This window comes from Romboutsia sp., from assembly GCF_035470145.1.
Lineage (GTDB): Bacteria > Bacillota > Clostridia > Peptostreptococcales > Peptostreptococcaceae > Romboutsia_D.
Map to the genome: position 1 here is coordinate 1 of NZ_DATIRC010000353.1, position 13,314 is coordinate 13,314.

Consider the following 13,314-nt stretch of genomic DNA (forward strand, 5'->3'; position numbering starts at 1 on the left):
ATATGGACATTTACTACATATATCATCTAATCCAAATACTATTTGTATTTGTTTTGAATCATCTTTTAGTTGTTTTATTATACTTTCTATATTTTCACTAAATTCTTGACTATATCCTTTTCCTACATAAGCTTTCATACACAAAATGTGATGTGGTCTTATCTTTAACACGTTCTAATCCCTATATTTACTCTTTTATAAATACTACTACCTATAACATATGCTAATCCTATTTTTATTAAATCTGTAAATGCAAATGGCAATACACATGCCATAATTCCACTCATAAAACTTACCTTTGTTATTAAACAAAATTGTAATGTTCCTATTATATAAATAATAACAAGCCCTAAAACCATGCCTAGTATCACTGACAGTTTAGATTTATATTTCTGTGAAAAATACCCTACTATAAAAGCAGCTATTGGGAATGATACTAAAAATCCACCTGTAGGCCCCAATAAAACTCCAAGGCCTCCTCTCATTTGTGCAAATACCGGCATACCTATTGCTCCTATCAATAAGTATATTACTTGAGATATAAATCCAAGTTTACTCCCTAGCAACATTCCACACAACATAATTGCGAATACTTGCATTGTAAGTGGTACTGTTGTAAATGGAATAGGTATTGATATTTGAGCAAGTATTGCAGTTACACTGGCAAATAATGAACATATTATTAAATCTCTAATAGACAACTTCATATGTAATTCCTCCTTGTTTTTACGTTTACCTTTTTATCATTATTAGTTTACATTTATTATATATTATATTAATTTGGAAAGCAAACATTATTTATATAGAAAAAAGAGTATCTCTTAATGATTAAATTCATTTTGAGATACTCACTCTTTATTCTTATTATTTTATAATACTCTCTTTGCTCCTACATAAGCTTTTTGCCAATAAGAACTATTTATACTAGTTTTTTGTACTACATCTCCTGGTTTTGGAGCATGTATCATTTCTCCATTTCCTATGTATATACCAACATGAGTTATATTTCCGCTTCCATTTGTACTTGAGAATAATAAATCACCTGGCTTTAAATTAGATGAACTAACATGTGTTCCAGCGCTATATTGATCTCTTGAAACTCTAGGTAGCTTTATTCCATTTTTTCCGTATATGTAATATGTTAATCCTGAACAATCAAAGCTGCTTGGGCCTTCAGCTCCCCATACATATGGTTTTCCTAATTGAGCTTTTGCAAGATTTACTATTGCTTGTTCTTTATCTTGTGGAGTTGATTCATCATTTGAAGACCCGTCATCTGCGTTAGAAGATGTACTTATATAATATCCACTTCCCCATCCTATTTTTCCATTTGATAACTTTATTTTATACCATCCATTTGAACTTTCTAATATTTCTACTTTATCACCTTTATATGATTTTGTTATTACTGCATAACTTGTACTTGGTCCACTTCTTATATTTAATGCAGATGGTGTTATTGTTCCTATTTTACCTGTTGATGGTGTATTTACATCGCCTGAAGATGATCCGTCGTCGGGATTAGAAGATGTGCTTATATAATATCCACTTCCCCATCCTATTTTTCCATTTGATAACTTTACTTTATACCATCCATTTGAACTTTCTAATATTTCTACGTTGTTACCTTTATATGATTTTGTTATTACTGCATAACTTGTACTTGGTCCACTTCTTATATTTAATACTGATGTTGTTATTGTTCCTGTTTTACCTGTTGATGGTGTATTTACATCGCCTGAAGATGATCCGTCGTCGGGGTTAGAAGATGTACTTATATAATATCCACTTCCCCATCCTATTTTCCCATTTGATAATTTTACTTTATGCCATCCATTTGAACTTTCTAATATTTCTACTTTATCACCTTTATATGATTTTGTTATTACTGCATAACTTGTACTTGGTCCACTCCTTATATTTAACGCACTTGCCGTTACGGTTCCCTGGTTTGTATTTGCGAATGAAGCTGTTGTCGCCATAGCCAAACCTACCGTAGTTGCACATACAGCTACTGCTACCTTTCTCTCTAACATAACTAATCTCCTCACCTTATATATTTTCTATCAATATATATTTTAAAACTTAAATCTTCAAAATAATTCTTATATATATTATATACTTTAAATGCGAATTTGTTATGAATTTTTTTACATTTTTATGTTTTTTTTCTTTTTTTTGTTGCAAATTCCATTTTTCAACTTATTATCAGTTAATAGTTTTTATATTTTCTTTTTTTATTTGCATCTATATAATAATTTGTTATATTATATTATTTAAACTTATTTTCATTCTAATTTATAGTATCTATAAAGATTTGATTCCCTATTTGTAAGTTTGATTTCTCAATTTTATGGGAAACATAAATATAAAAATCAACTAAATAACTGAAATGCTACATAAGAATAATTTTTAAGGAGGACGTAAAATTGACTATAGCAATAAGCCTTATTGGGGGGTTAGGTCTTTTCCTATATGGTATGAACTTAATGGGAGAAGGTCTTCAAAAATCAGCGGGAAATAAATTAAAAAGAATCGTAGAGTTTTTAACAAGCAATGTGCTTATGGGAGTTTTAGTAGGTATCGTAGTTACTGCTATTATACAAAGTTCTAGTGCAACTACAGTTATGATTGTAGGATTTGTAAATGCTGGAATAATGACTCTTTCTCAAGCAATCGGAGTTATAATGGGTGCTAACATCGGTACTACTGTTACAGCTCAACTTGTATCTTTTAATTTAGAAGGATTAGCTCCTATTTCTTTAGGTATTGGTATAGTTATATACTTATTTAATTCAAATCAAAAGTACAAAAATCTTGCAGAGATTCTTATCGGATTTGGTATACTATTTACTGGTATGGAATTTATGAAAGATGCAGTTAAGCCATTAGCACAATTGCCTCAGTTTAAAAATGCATTATTGTACTTTGGTGTTCATCCAATACTAGGTATACTTGCAGGGTTTTTAATAACAGGAATTGTACAAAGTTCTAGTGCTTCTATGGGTATGTTAATAGCTTTAGCATCACAAGGTCTGTTACCATTATCATCAGCACTACCTATACTTTACGGAGATAACATAGGTACTTGTGTTACTTCATTACTTTCTAGTATAGGTGCAAGCAGAAATGCAAAAAGAGCTGCTATAATGCACTTAAGCTTTAATGTTATAGGAACTATAATATTTATTCTTATTTTAAATAAACCTATTACGTCAATTGTTAGTTCAATAGACCCAACTGACTCTGCTAGACAAATAGCAAATGCTCATACTTTATTTAATTTAGTGAATGTTATAGTACTTTTACCATTCTCTAGATATATAGTAAAACTTTCTCTGGCTTTGGTTCCTGAAAAAACAAATGAAAATGAAAATACAAGTAATACTAAATTTTTAGATGAAAGAATGTTAGAAACACCATCTATAGCTCTTGGAAATACTATAAAGGAAGTTTTAAGAATGGGTAATAAAGCTTGTATTGCACTTGATTCATCCTTAAAAGGAGTTATTAATAAAAGCTCTGATGATATTGAAACTACATTTGCAAGTGAAAAAATTGTTAATAAACTCCAAAAGGACATATTAAATTATTTAGTGAAATTATCTAAATCTCCTTTAAGTGAAGATGAGCGATTTAAAACTGATTTGCTCTTCCATACTGTAAATGACATTGAAAGAGTTTCAGATCATGCAGAAAATATAGCTGAACTTGCTAAAAATGTAGTATCCTTAGACTTAGAATTTTCTGAAATTGCATTAGATGAAATCAATAATGTTTATGAAAAGTCTATGTCAAACTTTAAAAACTCATTAATCGCGTTAGATAAACGCGATATAGATTTGGCACTCCATGTGTTAGAAGTTGAAAAGCAAGTAGATTACCTAGAAAAATCATTTAGAAAAACTCACATACATAGATTGAATGAAAATTCATGTACTATTGATTCTGGAATTTTGTACCTTGATTTACTTTCTAATCTAGAAAGAGTTTCAGATCACGCTTCAAATATAGCTGAACAAGTTTTAAAAATTAAATAATATTTAAAAAGTACTAGCTTATAACTAGTACTTTTTAACTTAAATCATATATATTTTTTAATCAATTATTATCTTTATTATATCTCCATTTTTTCTTTCTAAATGAGCTATTTCTCCAGACAAATTGTAATCAAATGAATGAATTATTAAATTTAATAGTTTTTCACTATCTATAATATCATCTTGAGTATTAAAAAAATTTATCGCATTATTTTGTACCATTTTTTTCACAAAACTTATTGGCAATTTTATATGTATTTTATCTCCTGTATGAGATAGCATTCTAATTCTAAAAAGTCTTTCTTCAAATCCTCTTGCTAGCTGTTTTGGCATATTGGCCTCCTCTATTTTTTATATGATAAAAAATTATTTTTTAAACACTTTGTATATAACTTAAGTTATAAAATGTAAAAATGATATATCTTTATATGTAATTTATATTCTTTTCATAAGTTTTTTTATTCCTAAATATTTGTATTTAAATATATTCATCTATACATTTCTAAAAAATCCGGTCTGTTACTTGATTAACGTTTTGGCGAACTATTTCAATTTTAGCAGTTATAATAAAAAAAGCATGGAGATTTCTCCATACTTTTTTTATTATAATATTTCTATATTGTCATTTACTTGTATTGTTCCTTCTTTTATAACCCTTACAAATATTCCCTCTCTTGGCATAACACAGTCTCCTGTTATCTTTTTTACTTCACACCCTCCATGACACTCTTTGCCTATTTGAGTAACTTCAACTTCACAGTCCCCTATTTTTAATCTTGTTCCTACTGGTAATTTATATACTTCTATACCTTTCGTAGTTATATTTTCTGCAAAATCTCCAAATTTTAAATGGTTAAAGCCTTTATTTTTCATTTTATCTATACTTTCCTCAGCTAGCATAGATATTTGACGATGCCAGTTTCCTGCATGTGCATCTCCAACTATCCCATGGTCTGTTTTAATCTCAGCCTTATTAACAGGAACTTTTATTACACCTTTTTTTTCGCTTATATTTATAGATACTACTCTTGCCATTTATCCCCCACCTTGTATTAAAATTTAAAATTTCCAGACTTTCCACCTGTTTTTTCTAGTAAATGAATGTTACTTATAATCATTCTTTTATCTATAGCTTTACACATATCATATATAGTAAGTGCTGCTATTGAACAGGCATTTAATGCTTCCATTTCAACACCTGTTTTTCCAAGTGATTTACATGTTGCATATATATTTATACTACTATCTTTATCATTAATTTCAAACTCTAAATCACATCCTACCAAATTAATTTGGTGGCACATTGGAATATTCATAGATGTATTTTTAGCTCCCATTATTCCTGCAACTTGAGCTACCGAAAGAACATCACCTTTTTTTATTTGTCCATTTTTTATTTTGTCCATTACCTCTTCACTAACAGTAATCGTTGCTACTGCTACTGCACTTCTTTGAGTATCATCTTTTTTACTTATATCAACCATTTTTGCATAACCTTTTTCATTTATATGAGTTAGCATATTATCCCCCTATTTGATACATTTTTCTAGATGTATCGCTACACTGATTTTCATTCAAATAATGCTTCTCCGGTTTTTTTAATATCATTTCTTTCATTGTTTCTCTAAATATCAACGGTTTATTAAGATAGTATTTTATATCAATTTCTTCGTTTGAATGAAGGCACAACTTAATACTTCCATTTGCTGTTACTCTTATACGGTTGCATTTATTACAAAATGAACAACTCATAGGTGTAATTACTCCAACTCGTCCCTTTGATCCATCAAATTTATAATACTGCGCTGTACTTTTTTCATTTGAATCTATTTTATACAGTTCATCTATGCCATTTATCATTTCTCCTATGTTAAAATACCCTTTTTGATAAATTTTTCTAGCTTCTCCTAAAGGCATAAGTTCTATAAATCTAACATCTATAGGATAAAATTTTGTCATTAAAATAAAATCTAATAACTCGTCATCATTAAATCCATTTATCACAACACAATTTATTTTTACTTTAATTCCTAAATCCAAACATTTGTGAACAGACTTTAAAACATCTTTTAAATCTCCACATCTAGTTATACTTTTATATCTATATTCTTTTAATGAATCTAAACTTATATTTACACTTTTTAGTCCACTTTGGTATAAATCATATGCTATTTCATGAAGTCCGATTCCATTAGTCGTTATACCTATATCATCTATTTTACAATCTTTATAAGTGTATCTTATTAAATCCTCTAGATTTGGATATAAAAGTGGTTCTCCTCCAGTAAATCTTACCTTTGTTATTCCAAGTTCAGACATTCCTTTTATAATAAATTTGTAATCATTTAAACTAAGTACATCATTTACATAGTTTTTTTCAAAATCCACATCTGATGGCATGCAATAAACACACCTTAAATTACATTTATCTGTAAGCGAAATACGAACATAATTTATATTTCTTCCATATTTATCTATCATAACTAGCTTCCCTCTTTACTTGCCTATTTTATATACAACTAATTATATACTATTTCTTTACATTAGTGGCACATTCTGTAGCTTCTCCTTTTAAAATTTCTATTCCATGGTCTAAACTATCCATTACAAAGCTTAAATTTTCAACAGCTCCCTTTGGACTTCCTGGCAAGTTTATTATTATAGAATTATTTCTTATTCCACTTACACCTCTACTTAAAATAGCCTTTTTAGTTATTTCACTAGATTTCATTCTCATATATTCACTAATTCCTGGTATTTCTTTTTCTAAAACAGCCTTTGTAGCTTCTGGCGTTATATCTCTTTTAGAAAATCCTGTTCCTCCATTAGTTAAAACTAAATCAGCTATATTATTATCACAAATTCTTATAAGTTCATTTTGTAACATTTCGATATCGTCTTTTATTAGTGTGTAACTTACTACTTTATACAATTCATTACTTTGGACATATTCTTTTAATTTAGGTCCTGTTAAATCTTCTCTTTGTCCCTCATATCCCTTATCACTGAGTGTTATTATTGCTACTTTAAACATAATTAACCTCCATAGTCTATTCCCCAATTTTTTTATATTTTAAATTAATTATCAATTCTTAAATTCTTATTTTTTCTGTGTGATAGATGGCCATTATTTTTAACTAATAATAATTCTGCCATTATGGCAAATGCAATTTCATTTACTTCGTTAGAACAAATATTGAGTCCTACAGGAGCATAAACATTATTAAGTTTATCTTCTTTTATTCCCTCTTTTATTAATTGTGTCTTTAAAGTTTCCCACTTTTTACTACTACCTATCATACCTATATATGATGGATCTTCTTTTATTATTTCCCTTAAAGCTTCTAAATCTTTTTCATATCCTCTTGTAGCAATTACTACATATGTATTTTCATCAATTCTTAATTCATTCAATATTTTAGATATATTTCCAAAATAAACTTCATCCGCTAGTTCAAACCTTTGTTTATTTCCAAATTCTTGCCTATCATCAACTACTATAGTATAAAAATCTAAACTTCTTGATACATTGTATATATTAAACCCTACATGGCCTCCACCTACTATCAAAAGTCTTGGTCTTGGCTTAAATACTTTTATATATCCCGATACACTTCCTCCACATTGCATGGATGTGTCCTCTGAATTTTCATTTAAAGAGTGCGTAAACAAACTATCTTGTCCCGATTCTAAGCATATTGCACATTTAGTTATGACTTCATGTTCTAAAATCCCTCCACCAACAGTTCCCATTATACTTTTATCATTAAAATAAGCAAGTGTAGCGCCAGCTTTGCCTGGACTAGAACCTTTTACTTCTGTTAACGTTGCAAATGCTACTTTATTTCCTTTTTTAAGTTCATTATTTATTTTATCTAAAATCCTATCATGCATATACATTCCCCCAAAAGTCATAAATTTTAATGTTTATATTTTATGATTTATCTATCTTATTGTAATATGACACTACAACTTCTAACACACTTCCAGCTATACATCTTGCTTTATCTGATATGGTATAACAATTTTCAACTTCATCTATTCTTGGATCTATATCTAATATTTTAAGTTTACTTATTATATTCGACTTTTCTCTTATAATTCCTCTTAAAACCCCATTTATACTTGCTCTTACTTCATGATTTATGCCACTATTATCCTTTATGCGAGCAATTATTTGATCTTTTCTAACTATATCCCCTATATTAGCTAAATTTGTAATTATTCCACAGTATTTTGAATAAACTACTCTTTGTTTACTTACTCCATTTATACTTCCTGGCACCCCTGTATTTTTTAAAGCATAACCTTCATTTATTATTTTACCTAAATTATGGCCTCTCATAGTTTCAATAACTACATCAACATCAACTCCAGCACAAAATCCTGGACCTAGCGCTATTGTCAAATCAGCCATTTTTTTATTTGTTCCAATATTTTTCTTTGCAATAATGGCATCAATTACTATTTTAGGTTTTAATTTTTCTATATAATTTCCTAAAGGGTCTACTACTAAAGCAACTTTATTATCTTTTAAAACTTCATCTATTTCATTAATATTTTTACATAATCTACAATTAACACCTTGTACTGTGACTTCTTTTTCATAGACAGCTTCACAAAACGATACATACCTTCTTATCGCTAGAGGTTTTTCTACTTCTAATGCTACTACTTTAAATCCACATCGGTTAAGTTTGTGTATTACAGCACTTGCTAAATCTCCTGCTCCCCTTACTATTATTAAGTCTTTCATAAAATCCTCCGTATATAAAAATAGTACAAGAAGTTTAAATGTAAACTACTTATACTATCTTTATCAATTAATATTTATCATATTTATCCAGATCTTCGTTTTTCTTTTCTTTTTTTCTCTCAATTATCTTAATTATAAGTAATAATATGCTTCCAATAAATATAACTCCTGGCACTAAAAGTCCAAGAATAAATAAAATTACTGCAAATATATTACTACTCATCATCCTCTACCACAACCCCAGTTCCATAGGCAAGCATTTCTGCTGCTCCTTGCATAACTGCTGCTGAAGTTAATCTAAATCCTATTATAGCATTAGCACCTTGTGCCTTCGCATCTTCTACCATTCTTCCTATTGCTATTTTTCTAGCTTCTGTCATCATTTCATCATATCCTGTAAGTTCTCCACCTACAATTTGCTTAAAACTAGCTCCAATATCTTTTCCTATATGCTTAGCTCTTATCGTACTTCCCTTTACTAGCCCTACAACCTTAGTAATCTTTTTCCCTGGAACATTATCAATAGTTAATATTAACAAATCTACCCCTCCTCTAACAATCTACTTAACAAAATTATAGCATACATAATCTGTTAATTTTCTATATATTAAATATTAAATATTAAATATTTAAACTAACTCTCTATAAAAACTAATATCATGTATCATAATTTATTCAAATAAATACACATACTCTCTATAGCCACTTTCTATCATTTTATCTCTTGGTATAAATTTCAATGCTGCAGAATTTATACAAAATCTTATACCACCTAATTCCTTTGGTCCATCGTCAAATACGTGTCCTAAATGATTATCCCCTTCTTTACTTCTAACTTCAACTCTTTTCATGCCATGTGAATAATCATATCTTCCTAATACACATTCATTATTTATGGCTTTAGAAAAACTAGGCCATCCACATCCTGAATCAAACTTATCTTTTGATGAAAATAATACTTCCCCACTTACAATATCAACATATATTCCTTCTTCTTTATTATCATAATACTCATTTTCAAATGCTTTCTCTGTCATATCATTTTGTGTTACTTGAAATTGTAAATCTGTTAGATTTTTCTTTGCCCAATTTCTTTTTACAAAATCAAATCTACCACTTCCCTTGTAGTATCTATCATAATGTTCTTTGTTCTTTTTATAATATCCTTGGTGATATTCTTCAGCTTCATAAAAAGTAGTAGCAGGTATTATCATCGTAACTATTGAATTTATATAAATTTCACTTTCTTCTAATTCTTTTTTTGATTTCATCGCAACGTTCTTTTGTTCTTCATCATGATAAAATATGGCAGTTTTATATTTATGTCCTCTATCATTAAATTGACCACCTTCATCAGTCGGATCAATTTGATTCCAAAATATATCTAAAAGTTCTTTATAACTTATTAATTCATCATCATAAGTTATTTGTATAGCTTCTATATGACCTGTCTTATCTGTATATACGTCTTCATAAGTTGGGTTTTTGGTATGGCCACCAGTATATCCTGATACGACTTTTTCTACACCTTTATATTTATCAAAAGGCTTTACCATACACCAAAAACATCCTCCTGCAAAAGTTGCAATTTTTCTCATATCATCATCTCCTTAGGTAAATTTTCTATTCTTATATATTCCCTAAGAAAATATTTACTAACCAATATATTTGTTAATCTAAAACATCCGCTCCACTTGAGCCACGCGTAGCTCAAACGAGCTATAAACCAGATCCATTGCTTGATCAATGTTTTGGCTAACTATTTCAATCTTAGTTAATAAAATTTATTGAATATTTATAAGTTGACATCTATCATTGAAAAATGACTTATAACCTAAATATCCTGCTATAATCGTTGATATAGATGTTGATGCTATAATCATAAATGTAACCATTATCTGAAACTTTATTGCAAGCAATGGTGATTGTCCTGCTAATATAAGTCCTGTCATAGTCCCTGGAAGTGATACTATTCCAAGTGTTTTTGCTGAATCTATTGAAGGCATCATAGCCATTTTTACACTTTGTTTTATAATTTCTTGAGATGCTACTTTTATACTACTTCCTAGAGATAATTTAGCTTCAACTATTTTTATCTTGTCTTTAAATCCACTATTCATATTTTTATAACATAAATTTATAGCTACCATAGAGTTGCTAACCACCATTCCACTTACTGTTATAACTTCATTAGGTACAAAATCAATGGATCCCGACATAACTAAAACAGTCATTGTTACAATAGTCGCTATACCAATTGAAATAAGTGATATTATAAATGGTTTTTTTATATTTTCTCCCTTTTTGATAGTATTTAAAGAAGCATTCATTACTATAATAATGACCATAATAATTGTTAGAATACTATTTTGAACGTCAAATATATATTCTAATATGTATCCTATTACTAAAAGTTGTATAATAGCTCTTGAAATACTTATTATTATATCTTTTTCTAAACCTAATTTTTCTTTGTATGATATTAAAATTGGAGGTATTAAAAGAAGTGATGCTAAAATTAAAGATATTATACTCATTAGCAAGCCTCCTTTGTTGTCTTTCCATTTTCTATTTTTATATACTTTTTATTTAATCTTTCACATTGACTAATATCATGAGTGACCCAAATTATGCTAACTCCACTTTCATTTAAGTCTTTTATTATATTTTCAACTATTAACTTGTTATCTTCATCAAGTGCTGAAGTTATTTCATCTAATAAAAGTACTTTAGGTAATACTAAAATACCTCTTATTATAGCTATTCTTTGTTTTTGTCCTCCAGATAGCGAATCTATGCTTTTATCTAAATAGTCTTTACTTAAGTTAAACTTTTCTAAGAGTTCATTAATTCTATCATAATCTACTTTCATATTTCTTATGTTATATACAAACTCAAAGTTTTCTCTAACACGTTCTCCAAATAAGCAAGGTTCCTGAGCTATATATCCTATTTCTTTTCTTAATTCTTTTGGGTTGTATTCACTATATGATTTATCATTAAGTAATATTTCTCCATCACTTTGACCAACTAAACTAGCGCAAATTCTAAGTAATGTACTTTTTCCACTTCCCGAATGCCCTAAAATGAATATAAAGTCTTTTTGTAATACATTTAAATTTATATTTTTCAAAATATCTCGTTCATTTATTCTTAGTGAGATATCTTTTATTCTTAATAAACTCATTTATTGTCTCTCCTTTAAAATTTAATAATTATTACTTTTGATATCTTCTTGATATCGAAAACCGATATTGTATTTATATAGTATCATAGGTTATATACATACACAATAAAAATTTAATGTTTCTCGTACTAAAAAAGACGCATAAGCGTCTTTTTAAAATTCCATTTTTAATTCTTTTAATTTTTCTCTTGCATCTGTTAATACTTTTTCTCCTACCTCTGTAATGCTGTAGTATTTTCTTATTTTTCCATTTATATTTATATCCTCTTTTACTATTATACCTGTACTTTCCATTTCTCTAAGAATTGGGTACAAAGTCCCTGGACTTAATGAATATCCATGTTCTTTTAGATGCTCTATCATCCAAGTTCCGTAAAATGGCTTTCTTTTAGCATGTTCTAATATATGTATATATATAAATCCATTAAATATTCTTCTTAATATTTTCTCTTCCAAAAGCGTCACCTCTTACCCCGTTATTTACAAAGTTTTATTATATGTAGTGTATAATTTAACATTTTAAAACTTTTCACCTTCAATATATTTATTATATATTTATTTTTATAAAAAATAAAGGTGGCATATCAACAATATGTCAAAGCGCCAACTCCGGCGCATTACTCCAATTATTATCAATCAACACAATTTTCATCTGTGTTATTTGAATTTTGTTTTGCTAAAATTAAATTTTCCTTAGAGTCCTCGTATACAAGGTGTATAGATTTCTCTTTTGGTGTATGCATTATAACAGGCATTGCACTATCATTATACATTATAATACTATCAATTGATTTTAATGGTAATATTATTAAAACCTCATTATTTATTTCGTGATTTTGCTCTATATAATAAACAAACAAAAAGTCTGGTGTTATCGTACTAATTTGGCTTAAATTGATTTCATCATATACTTGATACACTATAGATTTTGTATATATTTTCAAAAGTAATGTATCATCTTTTTCTTTCTTTAAATTACTTAAGATTTTATATAATTGATATTCTATTTCTTGTTTTTCCATAAATGCTTCTTTGTCTTTATGCTGTTCTTTCTTATCCTTCATAAGTACGTGGTCTATTTTTTCTTTTATCTTTCCTACTTGCTTTGCATCAACATCAACATTATTTGCATAAATATCAATTATACTTGATATAGGTATAATTGCATATGCCTTTTCATCTATCTTACGTGATATATATACTATATCATGTTCTATATTTTGTATATATCCCTCATATCCTGGATATGGACTGTTTATTGTATCTATAACCACCAAGGAATATGATTTTTTTAAAATTTTTAATATAGACTTTAACTTATGAAAATATCG

Annotated in this window: 18 protein-coding genes; 1 reads left to right on the forward strand and 17 read right to left on the reverse strand. The window is 28.3% G+C overall.

Translation table 11 applies throughout. The annotated features are described in order from the left end of the window. The 3 genes from VLM92_RS17420 to VLM92_RS14120 all read right to left on the reverse strand — a co-directional run. A partial coding sequence (locus VLM92_RS17420) for a DUF1284 domain-containing protein (RefSeq protein ID WP_414708166.1) occupies positions 1–138 on the reverse strand: 138 nt, incomplete at its 3' end. A 26-nt stretch (positions 139–164) separates the two neighbouring features. Next, positions 165–707, reverse strand: a complete 543-nt coding sequence (locus VLM92_RS14115; protein WP_325276965.1) for a biotin transporter BioY — start codon at positions 705–707, stop codon at positions 165–167. A 162-nt stretch (positions 708–869) separates the two neighbouring features. Then, a complete protein-coding gene (locus VLM92_RS14120) occupies positions 870–2,036 on the reverse strand; it encodes a C40 family peptidase (protein ID WP_325276966.1) in 1,167 nt (388 codons plus the stop codon). A gap of 393 nt (positions 2,037–2,429) precedes the next feature. Between VLM92_RS14120 and VLM92_RS14125 the strand changes: the two genes are divergently transcribed. Continuing rightward, positions 2,430–4,040, forward strand: coding sequence for a Na/Pi cotransporter family protein (locus VLM92_RS14125; RefSeq protein WP_325276967.1), 1,611 nt, complete (start codon positions 2,430–2,432; stop codon positions 4,038–4,040). A 57-nt stretch (positions 4,041–4,097) separates the two neighbouring features. Here VLM92_RS14125 and VLM92_RS14130 read toward each other — a convergent pair whose 3' ends face one another. The 14 genes from VLM92_RS14130 to VLM92_RS14195 all read right to left on the reverse strand — a co-directional run. After that, the gene (locus VLM92_RS14130; RefSeq protein ID WP_325276968.1) at positions 4,098–4,373 is read right to left on the reverse strand and encodes a hypothetical protein; all 276 of its coding nucleotides are present in this window, start codon (positions 4,371–4,373) and stop codon (positions 4,098–4,100) included. Positions 4,374–4,643: 270 nt separating this feature from the next. Further along, positions 4,644–5,075, reverse strand: coding sequence for an MOSC domain-containing protein (locus VLM92_RS14135; protein WP_325276969.1), 432 nt, complete (start codon positions 5,073–5,075; stop codon positions 4,644–4,646). Between the two features lie 17 nt (positions 5,076–5,092). Then, positions 5,093–5,560 carry a cyclic pyranopterin monophosphate synthase MoaC gene (gene moaC / locus VLM92_RS14140; protein ID WP_325276970.1) on the reverse strand — a complete coding sequence of 156 codons (468 nt, stop codon included), beginning with the start codon at positions 5,558–5,560 and terminating at the stop codon, positions 5,093–5,095. A 1-nt stretch (position 5,561) separates the two neighbouring features. Then, positions 5,562–6,521 carry a GTP 3',8-cyclase MoaA gene (gene moaA, locus VLM92_RS14145; protein ID WP_325276971.1) on the reverse strand — a complete coding sequence of 320 codons (960 nt, stop codon included), beginning with the start codon at positions 6,519–6,521 and terminating at the stop codon, positions 5,562–5,564. Positions 6,522–6,570: 49 nt separating this feature from the next. After that, positions 6,571–7,074, reverse strand: a complete 504-nt coding sequence (locus tag VLM92_RS14150; protein ID WP_325276972.1) for a MogA/MoaB family molybdenum cofactor biosynthesis protein — start codon at positions 7,072–7,074, stop codon at positions 6,571–6,573. 44 nt (positions 7,075–7,118) lie between these two features. Continuing rightward, complete coding sequence (locus tag VLM92_RS14155) at positions 7,119–7,934, reverse strand: XdhC/CoxI family protein (RefSeq protein ID WP_325276973.1); 816 nt, start codon at positions 7,932–7,934, stop codon at positions 7,119–7,121. A 40-nt stretch (positions 7,935–7,974) separates the two neighbouring features. Next, positions 7,975–8,796 (reverse strand): selenium-dependent molybdenum cofactor biosynthesis protein YqeB, encoded by an 822-nt coding sequence (yqeB, locus tag VLM92_RS14160; RefSeq protein WP_325276974.1) that lies wholly within the window; start codon positions 8,794–8,796, stop codon positions 7,975–7,977. Positions 8,797–8,863: 67 nt separating this feature from the next. Beyond that, the gene (locus VLM92_RS14165) at positions 8,864–9,019 is read right to left on the reverse strand and encodes a hypothetical protein (RefSeq protein WP_325276975.1); all 156 of its coding nucleotides are present in this window, start codon (positions 9,017–9,019) and stop codon (positions 8,864–8,866) included. Then, complete coding sequence (locus tag VLM92_RS14170; RefSeq protein ID WP_325276976.1) at positions 9,012–9,335, reverse strand: heavy metal-binding domain-containing protein; 324 nt, start codon at positions 9,333–9,335, stop codon at positions 9,012–9,014. Before VLM92_RS14170 ends, VLM92_RS14165 begins: the two co-directional genes overlap by 8 nt. A 132-nt stretch (positions 9,336–9,467) precedes the next feature. After that, positions 9,468–10,394, reverse strand: a complete 927-nt coding sequence (msrA, locus tag VLM92_RS14175; protein WP_325276977.1) for a peptide-methionine (S)-S-oxide reductase MsrA — start codon at positions 10,392–10,394, stop codon at positions 9,468–9,470. Positions 10,395–10,580: 186 nt separating this feature from the next. After that, positions 10,581–11,333, reverse strand: coding sequence for an ABC transporter permease (locus tag VLM92_RS14180; RefSeq protein WP_325276978.1), 753 nt, complete (start codon positions 11,331–11,333; stop codon positions 10,581–10,583). Then, positions 11,333–11,983 (reverse strand): ABC transporter ATP-binding protein, encoded by a 651-nt coding sequence (locus tag VLM92_RS14185; protein WP_325276979.1) that lies wholly within the window; start codon positions 11,981–11,983, stop codon positions 11,333–11,335. The genes VLM92_RS14180 and VLM92_RS14185 overlap by 1 nt, the downstream gene beginning before the upstream one ends. 153 nt (positions 11,984–12,136) lie before the next feature. After that, the gene (locus VLM92_RS14190) at positions 12,137–12,439 is read right to left on the reverse strand and encodes a PadR family transcriptional regulator (RefSeq protein WP_325276980.1); all 303 of its coding nucleotides are present in this window, start codon (positions 12,437–12,439) and stop codon (positions 12,137–12,139) included. A 176-nt stretch (positions 12,440–12,615) separates the two neighbouring features. Then, positions 12,616–13,314, reverse strand: a 699-nt coding sequence (locus VLM92_RS14195) for a hypothetical protein (RefSeq protein WP_325276981.1), incomplete at its 5' end; no start/stop codon positions are given.